Here is an 18,535-nt window from a genome sequence, read left to right as displayed (position 1 = left end):
ATGGCGCGTTATTATTACTATCACGTAATCTACGTCGGCATGATTAACATTATGCTGTTCGTCCCTTGGATTCTTGAGCAACACCGCTTCAACGGCGCAGTGTCTGCCATGGTGATCGCCATCGTTTTCGGGACTGTACTAGCCTATGTCACCACTTCCCTCTTCCTTCGCTTCCCGGGGATGGGACTAGCCGATATCCTGAATAACCTGCTACCGCGCGGCATTGCCGTTACGCTTAATCTCATCGGCGCCTTCATTTGGTTAACGGCGGGCATTTTAGTCATTTACGCCTATTCGGCAACCATTCAGCAATTTTTCAACCCTGACATGAACCCCTATCTCTTCTTGCTGCTCATGACTCTGGCCGGGGTCTGGGGCGCTAGTCGCTGCACTCGTACCGTGCAGTTTGCCCAAGAGATTTTATTGTTGATCAGCGCACCTTTAATCATCATGATTTTATTCAAAGCCATTTTCAGTCCTTGGCTAGATTGGGATGCGATTCGCGTAGCTGCCGGTTATATTCGCACGCCCCCGTCCTTCGTCTCTTTTTGCGCGGCGACGTTCATCTTCGCAGGGTACAACACGCTTGCCATTTATAACCGTCTGCTTCCGTCCGGCACGAAAATTCGTTTCCGTTGGATTACTCCATTGTTTTGTACCTTTTTCTTGCTCGTCTCTTTCTTTATCCCTATCGGTTTCCATGGCACCGTTGAAGTAGGCGAGTTCTTATACCTGTGGAGCGTAACCGCGGATTCGATGATCTTGGAGTATGGATTCGTCTACCGGGTTTTATACCTCTTCTTGTTGCTGTATACCGCTTTATCGCTCATGTTTGCAATGAACACTTGGCATACGGCCATGGAATTCATTAAAGCCTGCCATCCAAAGCATAAGCCTCAGCCGGAACAGTTTCCCGTGCCTTCCTCTAATTGGTGGATTACGCTTGTCTTTGCCGGGCTTACGTTTGGATATGCCATATGGACCAATGAGCAGCGCAACCAGTGGGTGAACGAGAATTGGCTTATCGCTCGGACCGTCACCGACGTATTGACGCCGGTCATTCTTGGCCTGCTTATTCTCATGGGGGTTCGCAAGAAAAAATCCGCTTCGTCCGTCAAATCCTAGCCCGGATTTCGATTCAAGGAGGAACCTGCATGAAAGGTCCAAGGACATTTCTGCTCATTATACTGATATCCCTCTTATGCACCTTAACTGGCTGCGGCTTTAAAGACATTGATAAGCGGTTTTTCGTAGTCGCCATGGGAATCGACCAGGGCAGTAAGATCAATACCTATCGGGTGACTCTTCGTTTGGCTATACCGTCCTCCAAGATCGAAAGCGGGGAAGCGAAAACGGAGGTCGAAACGTTTGAAGCGCCGAGTATAGCCGAAGCCGTACGGCATCTGAAAGCATTGGTCGACAAGGAGCTCGATTTCGGACACTGCCGCGTCATCCTGTTCGGTAAACCTTTAATGGAGGAAGGGGTGGATTCCGCGCTCCAATGGTTGTCCCGACGCCGAGACATCGCAATGGTTACATTCTTAGGGATGGCCGAGCCGAATGCGCATATAGTACTTAAGCTGCACCCCCAATCCGAACGCTACCCCGGCAACGCATTGTTCTTATCGTTCGGCAGCGAAGGAACGGAATCTTCCTTTACTTTGACCGAGTATTTATTCGATTGGGCTCGTCGCCAGAAGGAAACGGGGAAAGACGCGTACTTACCTATCATTAGGAGAGACACGGACAACAACTCTTATCGCCTCGACAGAGTCGCTTTTCTGGACAAAAAAAAGCTGCGCCTCTGTTTGGATCCAGCGGAGACGCAGCTGTTTAACATATCGGCCAAGCATTTCAACAAATCCTTTATGGGGATTTCTTATCAGGGCACCCGGATCGTACTCGGCTTAACCCAGGTGAAATCGCGCATGAGCATAAGCAAAGATTCCGTTCCCGTAGTAAATTACTTTATCCGGGCGACGGGTTTCTTAGAACAAAGCCCGCGGAATCTACTCGAAGAAAACCCGTCCAAAATCGAAAAAATGCTGGAAACGGAGCTCAATAGCCAATTACAGGACTTAATGTACAAAATTCGCAATGCGGGCGTTGACCCCTACGGCTTCGGGCTGCACTATCTGGCGCAGTATTTCGGAAGAGCGAAGGAGTGGGAGCACTGGAAACAAGTGTATCCCGCGGTTACTTTCCGCGTCCAAAGCCGGATCGTCATCGACAAGTCCGGCTTAATCAAATGATGCTTTATCTGGATAACGAATTGACGTACGCCGGTCGCGTTACGGGCCGATCATAAGAACGTTGATCCGAATCCACGAACGAATCGTCGCCGTTCATGACGACACGAACCTGCGGCAATCCCGTCGCTTCGGTTAAAGTAAGCACGAGCGCTTCCATCATTTCGGAAGGGACTAGCGACTTGGGTTCCCAATTGGTATGCTTTAAGCTTACGTTGACCGTGTCGGCAAGTTGGGAAAGCTTCTCGATGGACATATCCGAAGTTAATACCGCATGAAGGGATTTCGTATTTTGCGGCCCGAGAATGAGCTGTTCCAGCGCGGCCTTGGCCACATCCGGCTGACGGTCGATAAGCCGGGTTACCGGTACGAAATACCCTTCGCCGTCTGCCGTCCGCGATGAGAAATACAAGGTCACGCCCATGGAACGGCTAGGCTGAACGTCTTTCGTCGTTTGAAGATTAATGCCAAGCCCGCGTGTTAGAACCGTATCGACCGGTAATCCGGATGCAGGCAACGATCTTATCGGCTTGCCCGCGATTGACAGCTTGACCTTGTTGATCCCGGGAAGCTCCGTCAATGTCCAGACTAACGCTTCAATGACCTTACGTTCCTGAGTCGCTTTAATGCTTGGAAAAGGAGTCGCGAAGTCGACGGATACCGTCTCTTCCGATTGATTCTCGGTCACTGAACTAACTTTGGTTCCTTCCGGCAATACCGCGTAGAAGCCTTGAGGAAGCTGATCCTTCAATTGCTGATTGACGGTCATCCACGCAATCGCTTTCTGGGCGGACGACTGATTCGACGGGGATTGGTCATCCAGTCTCAGCGACATTGGAGCCAGATAGCCGTTGCGGTCAAGCAAGTAGACCGTGACGACCTCTCCAGCTGCCGAGAACGTGGCAGCCGATGCTTCCCCGATCATCGCTTGCTCAATAGCGGATGGAGGCGGATCGATCCTTGCATCCACCCCCTGATTGGTCGGGGTCCCTTGGCTGCAAGCGGATAATAAAGGCAATAGCAGCAACAGTCCGCCCCATCTTCTGACTGACCGTCCGCGGTAGGACTTCGTACTCATCCTTAATTCCTCCCATTATAAATATTTCATAAGAGCGGGCTGCCGTTCCACCGGCATCCTATTTGTAGTACTATGTATACGAGCCCTTAAGATATTTATGAATGTTTGTCCTATTCAAGTTCACGACGGAGGCCTATGGCTTCGGAAAGAGGTGTTGTTCATGTCCCAATTGAACGCATACCGTCTAAACAGCAAGGAAGTCGCCAGATCGACGGAAGAATGGTTAACGAAACGCGGTGTTACGAAAGAACAGATCGGCCAGCTCGTGATGCTGCTGCAAAAAGATTATTTCCCCGAGTTGACTCTCGCAGAATGCGTCATTAACGTAGAAGCGGTATTGTCCAAGCGCGAGGTGCAGAACGCGGTTCTCACGGGAATTCAACTAGATATTCTCGCGGAAGAAGGAAAGCTGCTGCCGCCTTTGCAAAATATGATCGCTTACGATGAAGGCTTGTATGGCTGCGATGAAATATTGGCACTGAGTATCGTGAACGTATACGGAAGTATCGGATTTACGAATTTCGGGTACGTGGATAAGCTTAAGCCGGGCGTCCTGCGTAAATTGAACGATAAAAACAGCGGGGAAATTCATACTTTCCTTGACGATATCGTAGGGGCAATCGCCGCGTCGGCTTCCAGCCGCATCGCCCATCGCAAGCAAGCGGAGCGCGAGGCCATCGAGGAAGCTTTGCAAGAAGGCTCGGACAAATAAAAAGCGGGCTACCCCACAGAGTCTGAAAATGACTCTCGGAGGTAGCCCGTTTTTTATTCACGAAAGAGTTGTCCGACGGTATCGGAACAAGTGATGATCATCCCTATGCGGCTCCGCTGACGATTCAACCTTAACCAGGAGTCCCCGCTTCTCCAACTGAACGAGATGCGCAATCGTCTCCGCGAGCGCGAACCGAAGATTGTGCGTGTTGCCCCTCAACCGTACGCCGAACAAAAGCTCGCATACGTCGAACGCCGTTCTCTCCTCATCGCCGATAAGCTCGGCCATTCTCAGCAGCCGGCGCTCGTGGTGCTCCAGCAACTGATCGATCCGTTGGCGAAATGCAGTAAAAGGATCTCTATGCCCCGGAAAGGCGACCCGGACATCCAAGATCAACAGCTCGCGCAAGCTGGAGAGGAAAGAACCGAGCGGATCGGGGTCGCCTCCAGGCATCCAGCCGATATTCGGCGAAATGTCGGGAAGCACTTGATCCCCGCACAATAACTTACGGCTTACCGGATCGTGGAAGATCAGATGGCCGGGCGCATGTCCCTCACCGCCGAGAATGTCCCACTCGACTCCGCCCATTACGATCTTATCCCCAGGGCCAATGAGGATTGGCTCCACGGGATGCGGAGACACCTTAAGCTTGAATCCGCTCATATGGGTTTTCATGTCTGCGATAAGCTCCTCCACTAGACCATGCCGGATGAAAGCCTCGGTCAACTCGTCGGAGAACGTCTCCCCTTCGCCCCAAAGTCTATTCGCGTAATGCTTCGCGACTTGCGACATTCGCACCGGCGCGCCGGTGCGTTGTTGAAACCATCCCGCCAGCCCGTAATGATCGGGATGATAATGGGTAAGCACGATCGATTGAATATCTTTCCAGCCAATCCCGGCCTCAATCAGCACTGCCGACCAAAAATGTTCCGTCTCTTCATTGCGCAGGCCGGGATCGATGAGCGTCCAGCCTTCATTTTCCGGCAAAAGATACGCATTAACCCATTTCAACGAATACGGAAGCGGAACCTTCACTTGCAGCCAACCGTCTTCCAACTTCGTAATCGTACTCGCTTGCATGTTCATCCTCGGCTTCTCCCCTGAAGAATAAGACGTTTAGAGCTCTCCGGATGATAGGGACTACCGTCGTAATCCCCATAAATTTGCTCCAGCGACATTCCCGTTTCGTCTAGCATCTGCTCGAACTGCTCCAAGCCGATTAAGCGGACGCGTTCCTCGTAATATCGGGTTGCCGCTTGATGGCCATTTTCGTCCACGGGAGGCTTGACTTCGATATTTTTAACGACAAAACCATCTTCGATCTTACGCTTCTCTACGATATGTAATCCTGTCTGTTCGTCTACCCGTTCGGATAGCGGCACCAGATGGCGCACTAAATAATTCGAGTTCAAGAAATCGATCAAATACCGGCCCTCCGGTTTAAGTACCCTCTTGATTTGATGCAATACCCGTACATTATCACGGTAATCGGTAAAATAGCCGAAAGAGGTAAACCAGTTGACCACGGCTTCGAAGGAACCGTCTTCGAACGGCAAGCTGCGCATGTCGCCGTTAATCCATACGATGTCCTTACCGGCTTCTGCACTACGAGCTTCATTAAGCAAAACGTCGGACAAATCCAGTCCTGTTACCGCGTAGCCTAATTCTTTTAACACGAGGGCATGTCGCCCCATCCCGCAGCCGACATCCAGTACGGCAGCCCCCGGACGAATATTCATCCACTTCATCATCGCGGCGATTTCCCGTGCCGCGTTTTCCCCATTCCGATGGCGGTAGACGATTTTATAATCCTCGCCGAAACTTTCAGTAAACCAATCTCCCATGAAACTTAAACTCCTTTACGCTATCCTATGACTTCCCCTGAAATTCTTATTTTCCATCATAACATCATTCCTACCCCAAGTCCCAATCCATTAAGGGCTATCACCGATAGATAGATGTCCTCATATGATGGAGTATTCTCGCTAGCCCCCGGGAAGGAAGCCTACGAGAGCCTTCGCCACGACATACGCAAAGGTGGAAGGAGTACGAAACATGTCCACCCCAAAAATCGACGTCCAGGTCATCAGTTCCGGCATATTGTCCGATGACGTCCTGATGCTGGGAGAATCCCTGATGAAGCAGTGGAAAATCCCCGCTCAGCAGCATCTAGCTTTACAATTCGGTTCATTCCGTCACTCCGTCACCATCGTCCCCGTGCCCCGATTTGAAGGGCTCAGAATCAGCCAGACGCTTGCTCGCAGAATAGGGATCTTCTCCGGGACACCGCTTCGCATCCAGTACAAGACAACGACTAGAACATTGGCTCTCGGTCCGCTAATCGGAGTCATGGTCAGTCGCGATAATCCTGGGCAAGCGGATAAACCGTTCGGAGACATTACGATGTTCTGCCGCGAGTTAACCGATGCCTGCCGTAGCCAAGGCGCCTATGTGTATTTTTTCACTCCGAAAGCGATCGGGTCAAGTCTGTCTTCCGTCGAGGGCTGGGTGTACACCAAAAGCTGGAACAAAATGGTGCTGCCCGCCCCCGATGTCGTGAACAACCGCTTAACCTCCCGCAAGTTGGAAAATCGTCCGATTGTCCAGCAATTTATGCGCGAGATCAAGCACCGTTTCGGAGCGCATGTGTTTAACGAGAAATTTCTCGACAAATCCGAAGTGTTCGAAGCTTTGAAGAAAGACAGCTCTTTGCAAAGATATTTGCCTGAATCCCACTCCCTGCAAAACTATACGATGCTCAAAAGTATGTGCTCCAGGTATAGCTCCGTCTTCCTTAAGCCTGTTAGAGGAAGCTTGGGCAAGGGAATCATCCGTCTCTCGCGAATCGGTCCGGAAAACTGGCAAGCTTCCTATGCCACCGTCGGCGGTACGAAGAAGCAATCCTACAGCAGCTTAGTGAAGCTATTCTCGACGATTGCCGCCAAGATGAAAACCGTCCGCTATCTCGTACAGCAAGGGCTTAATTTGATTGAAATCGGAGGACGCCCCGTGGACTACCGTGCTTTAACGCAGAAAAATGCAAGCGGCAAATGGGTGATCACCTCGATCGTGGCCCGAACGGCGGGAAGCCATCATTTCGTGTCTAATCTCGCTAGGGGAGGAACTCTCTCGACGGTGAGGGAATCCGTAGCCAAGTCCAATCTTCCCGTCCAATTCCGGGGAGATGCTTCCTCGCGCCTGTCGAGAGCAGCGCTGGACATTGCCCGGGGAGTAGATACGCATATTCCGGCTCATTTCGGCGAGCTTGGAATCGATCTTGCGTTGGATACCATGGGAAGGGTATGGCTGCTTGAGGTCAATTCCAAGCCGTCTAAGAACGATAATACACCACTTAATGAAGGGAAAATCCGCCCCTCGGTGCGGATGCTAATTCAATATGCCCGTTACATCTCCGGTTTCTAAACCCTATGGAAAAGTACGCTCGGATACGGCATTAGGAATACTCGTATGCGAACGCAACGGGAACCCCCCGTTCGCGGAAAGCACCTTCATCAAACGCCTTAACGTGCTGGGGGCAGCAAGCGGTCTGCAATTGTTCGCATTTGCTCCATGGACCTGGGATGCCGCGAACGATTCCGTTAAAGGCTGGAGTTGGAACCCGGATAAGCATCGTTGGGAAGCGTGCAGGCGGCAATTGCCCTCCGTCGTCTACGATCGTTCTTGGCCGGAGACGCAAGAGGAGAAGCGACGTTACCGATTAGCCATCCAGAATATTCGTGCCGTTAAACAGCTTACCTTCCTGAATGGATTCTTGCCGCATAAAGGAAAAGTGTACGAAGTGTTATCGACTGATAGAACAATCGCGAAGACGATACCCCCGACGGTCCGATATCAGGGTCCAACCTCGATCGCCGCTTGGTTGCGGAAGTGCCGCGGTTCCGTTTTCCTGAAGCCGATAGCCGGCAGCCAAGGCAAACGCGTTATCGCGATATGCCGAGTCGGGAACGGGAAAGTCAATCTAACGGGCAGGCAAGGCGATAATCGTCCGATGGCTATCCACGGCTTAAGCGAAGCGGAGGCGCTGCATCGTCTAGACCGTTGGATTGGAGATCGTGCCTATCTGATGCAGCCGCTGCTGGAGCTGAAGGGTCGAAATGGAGAGCCGTTCGATCTACGCTGCTTGATGCAGAAGGACCAAACCGGCCGTTGGACGTTGACCGGCGTAGCCGCTCGCCTCGGGTCCCCGGACAACGTGACGTCCAATCTTCACGGTGGCGGCAATGCCGCTCCGGCGAAGGAAGTGCTGACTAAGCTTTTCGGAGAACAACGTGGAGCCGAGCTGCTCCAAGAAGTAAGCAGCTTATCATTTCTGATCGTTGCTAGACTGGAACAAACATTGGGACGATTCGCCGAAATCGGTTTGGACTTTGGGGTAGACTGCAGCGGCAAGCTGTGGTTTCTGGAGGCTAACTCCAAGCCGGGGCGCACCTCTATGCGCTCCGCAGGCCAAGAGGCCGTGCTGGCCGCTGCCCTACAGCCGTTGTCCTATGCCAGATCTATCCTGCTTCGACCACTTGGGAGGGTAATTCATGAGTTTGACCATCTGTAACGTCCATTTCACACAGCAGCCGGAACGTATCGTATGGTTTTCCAGCCCGCTTGCGAAGCTGCTTAAGCTTGACGGACGTAAATCGGTTAACGTCAAGCTCGGCAAAGACAGCGTACCCGCCACAGTGCGGACCATCAAACGTAAAGGTCATCATGTCTACATGTCTGCGGGGCTTAGGCGGTCCGTAAGAATTCCTAATTCCGGCAATGTTTATCTGGCTAAAGATGAAGGAGAAGAAATTCAGCTTGGGCCTCTCATCGGAGTACTGACCGATAGCAACATCCGCTCTTCATCCGCTCCGTTCGGGGAAAGAACCGGGTTCATTAAACAGCTTCTTCAGCTCGGTCAGAAGAAAGCCTATTTCTTCGCGTTCACGCCTCGCGATATTAATTGGCAGCAGGAAACGATTCACGGTTGGTTCTTGGACGGCGGCGGCGGTTGGACTCGGCGCGTCGTTCCGTTACCGGATGTTGTCTATAACCGCCTACCAAGCCGACGAGCTGAAGTCGGTATGACGATGACTTCCCTCCGGGAGCGATTCGTCAAGAAAAAAATTCCTTTCTTCAACTGGAGCTTCTTCAACAAGTCCGATGTTTATACTCTTCTGGACAACGATGTAGAAGCTTTAAGGCATCTCCCGGAATCGATCAACAATCCGAGTCCGGAGAAAATCAAAGAGTTGCTAGAAAAACATCAATTTCTCTACTACAAACCGACCGCGGGCAGCCTTGGCGTTGGGATATACCGGCTTACCTATCACCCTCGCAAAGGATACTTCATCCGCTACCGTAGGAGCGACGGGAACGTGCTGCTGAGGTTCAGCAATTTCAATAGCCTTATGAAAATGCTACGAACCCGACACGGAGGCAATTTAAGCAATTATGTCGTCCAGCAAGGCATTCGATTGGTCGAAATCGACAATTGCCCGATCGATTTTCGTTTCCATATGCATAAGGACGGCCGCAATGAGTGGGTCGTCGCCGGAATCGGCGCCAAAAAAGCGGGACGGGGCAGCGTGACAACCCACATCAAAAATGGGGGTTCGCTCATGACTCCGGAGCAAGCGCTCAGCCGGACTTTCGGCACGAAAGCGGAGGATGTGCTCAAGGAGGCCAAAGAGGTCGCCATCAAGCTGTCTGAAGCCATCGAGCGCAACTACTCCCATCAGTTAGGCGAGCTCGGGCTCGATATCGGCATCGATCGGGATAGCGCCGTCTGGATGTTCGAGGCGAACGCCAAGCCGGGTAGGTCGATCTTCAAGCATCCTGCGCTGAAGGAGCAAGGTAAAGCTTCTCTCGAATATCTACTGGATCATTGCCTTTACTTGAGTAAATTCCGCAGGAGGGATGAATCTTGACGATTCCGAAATCTCTCTCCCCCCAACCGAATGTTGCGGATGAAATGGCTGATAAACCGATCGTCGCGATTCTCACCATCGAAGATGATATTCAATTGTTTCGCGGTAACCGGAGCAATTTTGCCGACCTCATTATTACAGGCAAACAAATGGGTATCGTCACCTACGTCATCACGGTCAAACATTTGAAGCTTCATGCTGCGAGGGTACTCGGATATACTTTTCGCCAAGAGGACGATACATGGGTACGGAACTGGTTTCCGCGTCCAGACATCGTCTACAACCGAATTCCCCAACGGGAAGACGAAAGGTTGCCGCGAGTGAAAAAAAAACTGGCGGCACTATCGAAGCAACCTAATATGCGACTGTTCAATCGTCGGTTTTTCAACAAATGGTCCTTGTTCCAATGGCTGAACGACAATAAAGCGACGAAAGCTTATATCCCCGAGACGAAGAAGCTTACGGCGCCGCTCATTCTGGCTAACCTTCTGAAGAAGCATAGCATGCTCTATCTCAAGCCCGTTCGCGGGAAGGCAGGCGTAGGGATCATGACAGTGATGGTGCAACCGGAGAAACGGTTGCCCTATCGCTTGAAGATTCAAGAAGAAAAGGGCAGCCGGACATATCGGTCCGGTACGATGAAAAGGTTATGGGACCGTGTAGTGAAACAATCCGATGTTCTTGGCGAGCCGTATATCGCCCAGCAAGGAATCAATTTGGCGACCGTAAACAGCCGACCGTTCGACCTGAGGGCGTTGGTTCAGAAAAACGGAACCGGACAATGGGAGCTATCGGGCATCGGAGCCCGGGTAGCGGGCGATTCCAGCATTACGACCCATGTTCCGCGTGGCGGATATATCGACGATCCGGAAAAATTGCTTAGCTCGATTTTCGGCAAGGAAAAAACGGAGAAGGTACTTGTCAAAGTCCGCAACACGACGATTACTTTAGCGAAACAAATCGAACGATCCGCTCACTCCCGTTTGTGCGAGATGTCGATGGATCTTGGCGTCGATGAAGTCGGGCACGTCTGGTTTTTCGAAGCGAATTCCAAGCCGATGAAGTTCGACGAACCGCATATTCGCAACAAATCGCTGGAGCGAATTTTTCAATATAGCCTCTATCTTCATCGCCTGCAGCAAGAAAACAAAGGAGGCGTAGCCACATGAACGCAATTTCGGCATACTGTGGCTTAAGCTTCGCCCTTTCCCAGCCGAACTTTTCGGCGCGGAGGTGAAAAATCCATGGCGCAGCCCATTCTCGGCATTCTCACCTTATATCTGAATGAGTCCAAAGTTTTGGAAGAGCGTCCGGTTTACGAGAAAATGATCGCCGCGGGCAAGCGGATCGGAATATCCGTCTTCGTGTTTACTCCGCAAGACGTAGAGGATAGCAGCGGTAAAATTCATGCGATGGTTTTTAACGGTACGACCAAAAAGTGGGGCAGGAGCTGGGTACGCTTCCCTAACGTAATTTATGACCGATGCCGTATTCAGAGAAGCTACCGCTTCCAACAATTACTCGCTTTCCGCAAGCGTTACTCCCACCTCTTGTTCCTCAATCGGCCTCTTCGCAACAAATGGACTGTCTATCGTACGCTAAGCAAAGTCGCCAGCTTCCGTGCCCACTTGCCGGTTACGAGGTTGTATCAATCGACTGAAGATGTCGTGGCCGTGCTCAAGAAGTTCCCGACCGTATACTTAAAACCGATTAACGGAACCGGGGGACGAGGAATCCTTCGCATCGATCGGGGAAAGGACGGTACATTGCTGCTGCAAGGCCGGAATCACGCGAGGAGCATCGTACGGCCTAGACGCATTTCTCGAAGCGGTCTTTCGGCCGCTCTTGGAAGCTGGGATATGCATGGCGATCGTTATATTGTTCAGCAAGGGCTTAACATTAAACTGCCGAACGGGAGAATTCACGACTATCGCATGCTCGTGCAGAAGAACGGCTCAGGGGCTTGGGAAGTGACGGGCTGTGCAGGTCGCGTTGGACCTGTGCGCAGCATAACGTCCAATCTGCATGGCGGAGGTGAGGCGGCCTCCATGAACTCCCTTCTGCGGCAATGGATCGGCAGTGAAGCGACGATCACGGAAATTCGCAAAACCGCCGAAGCTTTCGGCATTAACGTCGCCCGCCATCTAGAAACCTCTTACGGCGCGTTGTGCGAATTGGCTCTCGATCTGGCAATCGACAGGAACGGGAAAATCTGGCTGTTAGAGGTCAATCCGAAGCCCTCTCGTGAAGTATTTAAGCAAGCGGGAGAACACGAGGTTTACCGCAAAGCGATCGTACGCCCCATTGAATACGCGCTTTGGACGTATCGCCAGAAGAAAGAATCGCGGGACAACAAGCTTTCCACGAGCAAGAACGCGAATTTGGAGCAGCGACTGCAACTGGACGAAATCGACGATTATTCGGATCGCTTGGATTGACGGCCGACCCCCTATAAACTGAACGGGAGTGATTTCAAAGGTGTTGTGCGACCTTCGAAATCACTCCCGTTTATTCGGCTAAATCATCCAGGTAATACGAACTAAACTCTAGCTGCCAAGCTTCACGATTACCTTCTCAACTCGCTTACGCTTGCTATCTTTCTCGATTTCGATCAGCCTCGACAGGAGCGTCTCGGAAAGGTCGTCTTTATGTTCGTTACGGATCGCCGGCATCGCATTCTCGGCATACATGGGAAGCTGATTGGTCGGACAACTCTTCAACAGACTAATGAGCAACGGAAACACCTGATCCGCATAACGCTCCGATCGGTAAAGCTTAATTAAGATGCTGACTCCGTGATCCTTCGTGATGACGGATCCCTTGTCTGCAGCTTCCAAGATCGGAGACAGCTCGGAGTGGATCTCGTCGGGTTGAACGGATGCGATCGCATCCAGCGCGGTCATCGCTCCCCACACCAGTCGGTTGTTTTTGCTCCCGAGCAGTGCCACGAACAATCGATAATGCTCGGAGATCAAAGATGGCTCCATCATTCCGATTTCATAGAGTACCTTGATACAGTCGCTTTGGATATTTTTATTTTTGTGGTTAAGGTTACCGAGCAGCTCGATTATCGCTTCGGTATCCCCTTCGTCTACAATCGCGCGTGCAAGCTCAACGTTGGGCTCCTCGTCTTTACGATGGAGGGACGTTGCCAATCTGCCAATAATCGTCATCCCGCAACTCCTCTCGAAGGTATGGCTGTATTATAGCAAAAGAGCGCCCATTTTCACGAATAAAGCTTCGGCTTAGGAGATAAATGCCTCAGGAGAGTTGTACATCTCTTACATAAATTAGATGTGTACCGAATTTAAAACTCGATTACGGAGTAAGGGGATGAATATGCGCATTTTGATTATTGCTCCAGAGCAAATTACGGTCCCTCCCTTGCTTGGAGGCTCCGTTGAAATCGGCATTCTCGCCATAGCCAAACAGCTGGCAAAATCTCATCAGGTGACCGTTGTAAGCAGGAGCCATCCTCGATATCCCCAGCACTCCCAGATAAATGGAGTTCATATTTATCGGGTGCCGACCGGAAGTCCTATGAAATATTTATCCCATGTCAAGAAATGGATCGGCAATAAGCGGTTCGATGTCGTCCAAGTAGACAACCGTCCGCGTTTCATCCGCCCTCTAAAACAGTTGCTTCGCAATAAGGGCATTCCCGTGACCTTGTTCCTCCATTCCCTTACATTTGTCGGCCCCCCCTTCACAACCCGATCAGCAGCAGCCAGAGATGTTGCCCATGCGGATCTCATACTCGCCAATAGCTCATCCTTGAAGCAGCAATTGTCATCGCGTTTCCCCGGCATCTCGGGACGAATACGCAAAATATGGCTCGGCGTGGACACGAATCGTTTTTCGCCCGCGCGAAAACCGAACCCGGGCCGCACGTTCAAAGTGTTATTCACGGGAAGAATCATTCCCCGCAAAGGGGTGCCCGTACTTCTCCGGGCAGTAAAGCTCGCTCAGGGCGAAGCCAAGAAACCCTTAGAGGTCATCATTGCCGGCGGTTCATCGCGACCGGGTTATATGAACCAAATGCGCTCCCTGGCTCGCAAACTTAAAGTGAGAACCCGATTTCTTGGCAACATTCCCCACAGCAGCATCCATAACGTGTACAGGAAAGCGGATGTATTCGTCTGTCCGTCCCAGAAGCATGAAGCATTCGGATTGGTGAACGTCGAAGCGATGTCTTCCGGACTGCCCGTCATTGCTTCCAATAACGGCGGGATCAAGGAAATCATTAAACATAACCGAAATGGCATTTTAATTAAAAACTACAAGCAACCTCAAGGGTTCGCCAAAGCCATTATCAAGCTTAGCAATCAGCGCGACACGCGGAACCGAATGTCTCGTCTTGCGCGCAGCGACTGCATGAAACAGTTTAGCTGGGGAGCGACAGCCAAGCGAATCGTTCGGGCATACGCCAAATATCGTAACCAAAAGTAACGTAAGAAAGCCCGGAGCTCTGCCATCGAGAGCTCCGGGCCTTCCTGTTTCTCCTTGATTACCGTGAACGGGCGTAAGCTTTAGCGTAACGCCTAATTTTCCGAAAGATCGCTGGATCCCTTAGCTTGCGAAAGATATAAGGATCGGGCGCAGTATTCACCTCGATGATCCATGGTGTATAGGTGCTGTCCATTCCGATATCCAAGCCGATTTCGCAGACTCCGGGAAAACGCTTGCGTATGGTCCGTCCAGCCTGAACGCCCATTTTCTCGAACTCGCGAATTTTCCGATAATAATCGCTGCGGCTTAGCCGATAGCTTAATAAGAGATTCACGGGCGTCAGAGTGCCTCCTCCGTGAAAATTGGTAATGATTTTTCGCGGAGCGGCCACCCTGCCGATCATTCCTGTCGTTTCCCATTGTTTACGGAGGTTTATTTGCGCCATAATCCGTATATCGAATCTTCGTCCATGATGCTTGAGCAAATGAATGCCTTTTTGAACCAAATAGCGTTTCCCTTTGATTTGCTTGCGAAGCGCCGCGACCATGAGATCATAGGAGCGAAATGCATGGATTCGTTTGCCAATCTGAAAGCTGTAATGCCCCTTCGAATATTCAACCCTCGTCACACCGTTACCATGACTCCCGACGTCCGGTTTTACATAAACCATACCGAATTGCTCCAGCATCCTCTTAAGTTGAAGTACGCTGAATTTCGCCGTTGTTGGAATCATCCGCCTTAGCGGTTTACTGTTCATCAGCGCGGTTGTTTTCTTCCATTTGCTTCCAATGTGCTGAGGCACCTTACACACTCCCTGAACTCAGTTTACGGATCATATCCGAGTTCAGTTTATGTAGGGGCTTGTAACATGGGGACAAAAACAGGCAAACACCGCGACTGAAAAAGAATCCTCTGAATCTAGCTCGTTTTATCCCCGTACTCCTCTTCGCTCGCGGTTTCTACCCGGTTCCGCCCTAATCGCTTCGCCCTGTACAACGCCCCGTCCGCTAGCCGGAATAACTGTTCGGCATCTGTAGCGAACCCTGGAAAATGCGTCACGCCAATCGATATCGTTACCGGTTTTCCAGTAGGGCTGTTTGTTTCCGCCATATATTTACGTATCCGTTCGGCGGCCAGCTCGGCGTCATCGAATTGTTCGTTCGGAATCAAGACGACGAACTCTTCTCCGCCGAATCGGCAACAGATCGCATTATTTCCAAGTAGTCTAGGGAGGGAACTCGCTAAATATCGGAGAACCTCATCGCCTTTATCATGGCCGTAAGTATCGTTTACTTGCTTGAAGTTATCCAAATCCATGACCATTAAGGAGAACGCGATTTCCTGATGCATCCAGCTTTTAACGAAACGGTCCAACGTCCGCCTATTAAACAATCCTGTAAGCGGATCGGTTTGCGCTTCCAGCGATAAGCTGTCGAATTGATACCGGAAATGGCGGACCGCTCGTCCGAATGCTTTATGGAGCTCGTTAGCCTCATAGTTCAAAGAATGGATTCGCGGAAGCTCGTCCCCTTCGCTTTGATTCGGAGACAATTTCGACGCGAACTCCGACAATTTAGACAAAGGATCTGAAATCTTCCCGATGACCCAGTAGATCAACACCATGAACACCATTAATGCAGGCAAAATATAGAGGACCATTTTCATTACGAGCATACGGGAAGACGATAACACGACTTCAGTCGGAGTCTGGGCCACGATTCCCCATCCTGTTTCCTGAATGTACGAGTAGCTAGCGAGTAAGTCTAACCCTTTCGAATTCACCACTCTCTTCGAACCGCTATTCCCTGCCATAATATCGTCGATAACCTCGTTCCCGACGACCTTCTCGCCTATTCGGCTGTCGTCCGGGTGGTACAATAGATTACCGGATGAACTGACGACATAAGCATACGAGCCATTCGACTGGTCTAGGGCGCTTCCGAGTAAAGTCTGGAAGATGTTCGTTTCATGTAGCCGGATCGAACCGCCGATAAAGCCAACGTATTGGCCTTTGGAATTCGTGAGTGGATGGCTTACCATGACGATCAGCTTATTCGTCGTCGCACTGATATAGGGTTCCGAGACTAGCGGACGTTTCTCCGAGAGCGCTTGTTTCGTGCCTTCAGTGGTAATCAATTTCCCGATATCGCCCGAATTAATGTTCGAACCCTCCACAAGCCTCCCCTGGTTATCAATGATGAACACGGAATTAAAAGACGCCTGGCTTCGCTGGAAGAGCAAGAGTTGCTCGTGCAAATCGGATCTCTTAAGATCCGAAGCGAGGTATTCGCCCGTTACGTCGAGACTTTGCATCATATTCCGAAACAAGTTGTTCACGGTTTCCGAGATTTTATCGGTATATACTTTATTGAGTTGAAAGGTCATTCGGGTTAGCGATTGTTTCTCGCTGCCATACGCAATGAAAGCGCTGATGACCAACGTAGCCAGCACCGTAAGCAGAATTAGCGCATTTACGATCGATTTGATTCTAAAGCCTTTTCTTGTACGCATCTTTGAATCTCCCAGTGATCTTGTTTGTATAGGTATAAAGTTCGACATGAATCTACAATTTCCTTGTGGATAGCCGAATTCATTCACCAGGATGTACAATATTTTCCTTATGCGATGCCGACTCCGCTTATATGAACATAACAAAACCGGGAAAGAGCCGGTCATCCTGCGACCCCTTCCCGTTTCGCTATAAGATACAGTTTTCCTTTGCTGAACTCAGTATACCTTCTTTTGTTCCCTATCCATCTTAAGAATTTCCACCGCTTCCTTGAACCTCAAGGAATGTACGATCTCCCGCTCGCGGAGAAACTTCAAGCTATCCTGAATATCGACATCATCCGTGAAATCGATCAGCCATTGATATGTCGCTCTCGCTTTCTCTTCAGCCGCGATGTCTTCGTAAAGGTCCGCGATAGGGTCTCCTTTCGTCCCTATGTAAGCGGCAGTCCATGGTACGCCCGCGGCATTGTTATAGAACATCGCCCCATCATGATTGACGAAATTTGCGCCTAGACCGGCCGCTTCCAATTGTTCTGGGGTGGCGTCTTTCGTAAGCTTATAGATCATTGTGGCAATCATTTCCAAATGTGCAAATTCTTCGGTTCCAATATCCGTTAGCAAACCGATTACTTTATCCGGAATGGTGTAGCGTTGATTCAAATAGCGCAAAGCCGCCGATAGCTCGCCATCCGCACCGCCGTATTGCTCGACCAAATACCTGGCCATCCTTGGATCGCATTTACTCACTCGAACGGGATACTGCAGCTTTTTCTCATAGATCCACAAATCGTCTCCCCCTTTCTCAAACTTGCCAAGGCCACGGGCTTTCGATCCATTGCCAAGGAAACCGGCTAAAGCTATGTCCGAACTGCAGTAAGGGGCCGAATTTCATCTCGAACTCGTTAGCGATTTGTTGCCTCTTTTGGGCCAACTGGTTGAATTGCTGCACGGCTTGCATATCCGTCGGATGGGTATCCAAATACAAAGTCAGCTCGACTAGCGCAAAATCCACCGTTTGAAGCTCCAGAAGGTCGTTGCAATAATCTTCATCTCCGCGCAAGCTCTGCTCCGGTTTCTTGATGCGATCGTCACGTTCGTTGCGATCATTCCGTTCATTACGATCGAATCGCCCGCTTCGTTCATCCCGATCGAACCGGTCAACCATTTGCTTTGCCTCCTTTTACTGCTCGTCTAGACGGATACGGGCTATAGAGCGCAGGCCATAAAGTCCCCCGCCTTAAGGCTTCGTCCAGAGGAAATTGCGGTAAGTTCATCGGCTGAAAATTAATGAATTGGTTGGGTGGAACAATAAACCACTTCACGCGAATCGGCGGACAGGGATCATGAGGGCCAACATACGGCTTATAGTCTCGCCATTGGGCATCATACATGCGATTTTACCTCCTTGGTCTGTGTCAACAAACCTATCCGCTTATATCCTATGCCTAGATGGTTGTACATTCTGTCAGTTTTATTTTATTAACAAATTCCGATTGACATAGTCGGAATTTGCTGATAACATTTTTTACATAAGTTGCAAGGAGTCTACCAGATGACTGGAGATTCATCCGAAAGCCGCCTCTTTAGGCTGCTTATGGGTGAATCTTTT

At 50.7% G+C, this 18,535-nt stretch carries 18 protein-coding genes; 9 read left to right on the top strand and 9 right to left on the bottom strand.

Translation table 11 applies throughout. From position 1 onward, the window contains the following. Positions 1–1,125, top strand: a complete 1,125-nt coding sequence (locus L3D05_RS06325) for a hypothetical protein (RefSeq protein WP_239615165.1) — start codon at positions 1–3, stop codon at positions 1,123–1,125. A 29-nt stretch (positions 1,126–1,154) separates the two neighbouring features. Continuing rightward, positions 1,155–2,252: a Ger(x)C family spore germination protein gene (locus L3D05_RS06320; protein ID WP_239615164.1), complete on the top strand. Its 1,098-nt coding sequence runs from the start codon at positions 1,155–1,157 to the stop codon at positions 2,250–2,252. A 4-nt stretch (positions 2,253–2,256) separates the two neighbouring features. On the opposite strand, the gene L3D05_RS06315 is transcribed toward L3D05_RS06320, so the two are convergent. Further along, positions 2,257–3,327 (bottom strand): GerMN domain-containing protein, encoded by a 1,071-nt coding sequence (locus L3D05_RS06315; RefSeq protein WP_239615163.1) that lies wholly within the window; start codon positions 3,325–3,327, stop codon positions 2,257–2,259. Positions 3,328–3,487: 160 nt separating this feature from the next. On the opposite strand from L3D05_RS06315, the gene L3D05_RS06310 reads away from it, so the two are divergent. Then, positions 3,488–4,039, top strand: a complete 552-nt coding sequence (locus tag L3D05_RS06310) for a phosphatidylglycerophosphatase A family protein (protein WP_239615162.1) — start codon at positions 3,488–3,490, stop codon at positions 4,037–4,039. Positions 4,040–4,096: 57 nt separating this feature from the next. Here L3D05_RS06310 and L3D05_RS06305 read toward each other — a convergent pair whose 3' ends face one another. Together L3D05_RS06305 and L3D05_RS06300 are read right to left on the bottom strand one after the other, a co-directional pair. Continuing rightward, a complete protein-coding gene (locus tag L3D05_RS06305) occupies positions 4,097–5,125 on the bottom strand; it encodes an MBL fold metallo-hydrolase (protein ID WP_239615161.1) in 1,029 nt (342 codons plus the stop codon). After that, positions 5,122–5,883 carry a class I SAM-dependent methyltransferase gene (locus L3D05_RS06300; RefSeq protein ID WP_239615160.1) on the bottom strand — a complete coding sequence of 254 codons (762 nt, stop codon included), beginning with the start codon at positions 5,881–5,883 and terminating at the stop codon, positions 5,122–5,124. Before L3D05_RS06300 ends, L3D05_RS06305 begins: the two co-directional genes overlap by 4 nt. Positions 5,884–6,094: 211 nt before the next feature. Here L3D05_RS06300 and L3D05_RS06295 point away from each other — a divergent pair, with 211 nt between their 5' ends. The 5 genes from L3D05_RS06295 (at position 6,095) to L3D05_RS06275 (ending at position 12,404) form a co-directional block, all read left to right on the top strand. Next, positions 6,095–7,462: a YheC/YheD family endospore coat-associated protein gene (locus L3D05_RS06295; RefSeq protein ID WP_239615159.1), complete on the top strand. Its 1,368-nt coding sequence runs from the start codon at positions 6,095–6,097 to the stop codon at positions 7,460–7,462. Next, positions 7,437–8,609, top strand: coding sequence for a YheC/YheD family endospore coat-associated protein (locus L3D05_RS06290; RefSeq protein ID WP_239615158.1), 1,173 nt, complete (start codon positions 7,437–7,439; stop codon positions 8,607–8,609). The genes L3D05_RS06295 and L3D05_RS06290 overlap by 26 nt, the downstream gene beginning before the upstream one ends. Beyond that, positions 8,590–9,966, top strand: a complete 1,377-nt coding sequence (locus tag L3D05_RS06285) for a YheC/YheD family protein (protein ID WP_239615157.1) — start codon at positions 8,590–8,592, stop codon at positions 9,964–9,966. Before L3D05_RS06290 ends, L3D05_RS06285 begins: the two co-directional genes overlap by 20 nt. Further along, the gene (locus tag L3D05_RS06280) at positions 9,963–11,135 is read left to right on the top strand and encodes a YheC/YheD family endospore coat-associated protein (protein ID WP_369417951.1); all 1,173 of its coding nucleotides are present in this window, start codon (positions 9,963–9,965) and stop codon (positions 11,133–11,135) included. The genes L3D05_RS06285 and L3D05_RS06280 overlap by 4 nt, the downstream gene beginning before the upstream one ends. Positions 11,136–11,210: 75 nt before the next feature. After that, positions 11,211–12,404 carry a YheC/YheD family endospore coat-associated protein gene (locus L3D05_RS06275; protein WP_239615156.1) on the top strand — a complete coding sequence of 398 codons (1,194 nt, stop codon included), beginning with the start codon at positions 11,211–11,213 and terminating at the stop codon, positions 12,402–12,404. Between the two features lie 108 nt (positions 12,405–12,512). Here L3D05_RS06275 and L3D05_RS06270 read toward each other — a convergent pair whose 3' ends face one another. Then, positions 12,513–13,139: a hypothetical protein gene (locus L3D05_RS06270; RefSeq protein WP_239615155.1), complete on the bottom strand. Its 627-nt coding sequence runs from the start codon at positions 13,137–13,139 to the stop codon at positions 12,513–12,515. Between the two features lie 160 nt (positions 13,140–13,299). On the opposite strand from L3D05_RS06270, the gene L3D05_RS06265 reads away from it, so the two are divergent. Next, on the top strand, positions 13,300–14,415 hold the full coding sequence (locus L3D05_RS06265) for a glycosyltransferase family 4 protein (RefSeq protein ID WP_239615154.1): 1,116 nt from the start codon (positions 13,300–13,302) through the stop codon (positions 14,413–14,415). A gap of 58 nt (positions 14,416–14,473) precedes the next feature. Here the strand turns inward: L3D05_RS06265 and L3D05_RS06260 are convergent, their stop codons facing one another. From L3D05_RS06260 to L3D05_RS06240, 5 genes are all read right to left on the bottom strand, one after another. Next, positions 14,474–15,217 (bottom strand): YheC/YheD family protein, encoded by a 744-nt coding sequence (locus L3D05_RS06260; RefSeq protein WP_239615153.1) that lies wholly within the window; start codon positions 15,215–15,217, stop codon positions 14,474–14,476. A 116-nt stretch (positions 15,218–15,333) separates the two neighbouring features. Beyond that, positions 15,334–16,926 carry a sensor domain-containing diguanylate cyclase gene (locus tag L3D05_RS06255; RefSeq protein ID WP_239615152.1) on the bottom strand — a complete coding sequence of 531 codons (1,593 nt, stop codon included), beginning with the start codon at positions 16,924–16,926 and terminating at the stop codon, positions 15,334–15,336. A 216-nt stretch (positions 16,927–17,142) separates the two neighbouring features. Beyond that, a complete protein-coding gene (locus L3D05_RS06250; protein WP_239615151.1) occupies positions 17,143–17,712 on the bottom strand; it encodes a manganese catalase family protein in 570 nt (189 codons plus the stop codon). A 16-nt stretch (positions 17,713–17,728) separates the two neighbouring features. Beyond that, positions 17,729–17,986, bottom strand: coding sequence for a spore coat protein CotJB (locus L3D05_RS06245; RefSeq protein WP_239615349.1), 258 nt, complete (start codon positions 17,984–17,986; stop codon positions 17,729–17,731). 97 nt (positions 17,987–18,083) lie between these two features. Continuing rightward, positions 18,084–18,317 carry a spore coat associated protein CotJA gene (locus L3D05_RS06240; RefSeq protein ID WP_239615150.1) on the bottom strand — a complete coding sequence of 78 codons (234 nt, stop codon included), beginning with the start codon at positions 18,315–18,317 and terminating at the stop codon, positions 18,084–18,086. Positions 18,318–18,535: the final 218 nt, after the last annotated feature.

It is taken from the genome of Cohnella mopanensis, from assembly GCF_022352055.1.
GTDB lineage: Bacteria > Bacillota > Bacilli > Paenibacillales > Paenibacillaceae > Cohnella > Cohnella mopanensis.
Note: the sequence above shows the minus strand (reverse complement) of the source record. Positions and strands in the feature narration are given on the sequence as shown.

Excerpts from the sequence above, each read along its gene's own strand:
- L3D05_RS06325 (WP_239615165.1), top strand. The coding sequence starts at position 1 with ATGGCGCGTTATTATTACTATCACGTAATCTACGTCGGCATGATTAAC.
- L3D05_RS06320 (WP_239615164.1), top strand. The coding sequence starts at position 1,155 with ATGAAAGGTCCAAGGACATTTCTGCTCATTATACTGATATCCCTCTTA.
- L3D05_RS06315 (WP_239615163.1), bottom strand. The coding sequence starts at position 3,327 with ATGAGTACGAAGTCCTACCGCGGACGGTCAGTCAGAAGATGGGGCGGA.
- L3D05_RS06310 (WP_239615162.1), top strand. The coding sequence starts at position 3,488 with ATGTCCCAATTGAACGCATACCGTCTAAACAGCAAGGAAGTCGCCAGA.
- L3D05_RS06305 (WP_239615161.1), bottom strand. The coding sequence starts at position 5,125 with ATGAACATGCAAGCGAGTACGATTACGAAGTTGGAAGACGGTTGGCTG.
- L3D05_RS06300 (WP_239615160.1), bottom strand. The coding sequence starts at position 5,883 with ATGGGAGATTGGTTTACTGAAAGTTTCGGCGAGGATTATAAAATCGTC.
- L3D05_RS06295 (WP_239615159.1), top strand. The coding sequence starts at position 6,095 with ATGTCCACCCCAAAAATCGACGTCCAGGTCATCAGTTCCGGCATATTG.
- L3D05_RS06290 (WP_239615158.1), top strand. The coding sequence starts at position 7,437 with ATGCCCGTTACATCTCCGGTTTCTAAACCCTATGGAAAAGTACGCTCG.
- L3D05_RS06285 (WP_239615157.1), top strand. The coding sequence starts at position 8,590 with ATGAGTTTGACCATCTGTAACGTCCATTTCACACAGCAGCCGGAACGT.
- L3D05_RS06275 (WP_239615156.1), top strand. The coding sequence starts at position 11,211 with ATGGCGCAGCCCATTCTCGGCATTCTCACCTTATATCTGAATGAGTCC.
- L3D05_RS06270 (WP_239615155.1), bottom strand. The coding sequence starts at position 13,139 with ATGACGATTATTGGCAGATTGGCAACGTCCCTCCATCGTAAAGACGAG.
- L3D05_RS06265 (WP_239615154.1), top strand. The coding sequence starts at position 13,300 with ATGAATATGCGCATTTTGATTATTGCTCCAGAGCAAATTACGGTCCCT.
- L3D05_RS06255 (WP_239615152.1), bottom strand. The coding sequence starts at position 16,926 with ATGCGTACAAGAAAAGGCTTTAGAATCAAATCGATCGTAAATGCGCTA.
- L3D05_RS06240 (WP_239615150.1), bottom strand. The coding sequence starts at position 18,317 with ATGTATGATGCCCAATGGCGAGACTATAAGCCGTATGTTGGCCCTCAT.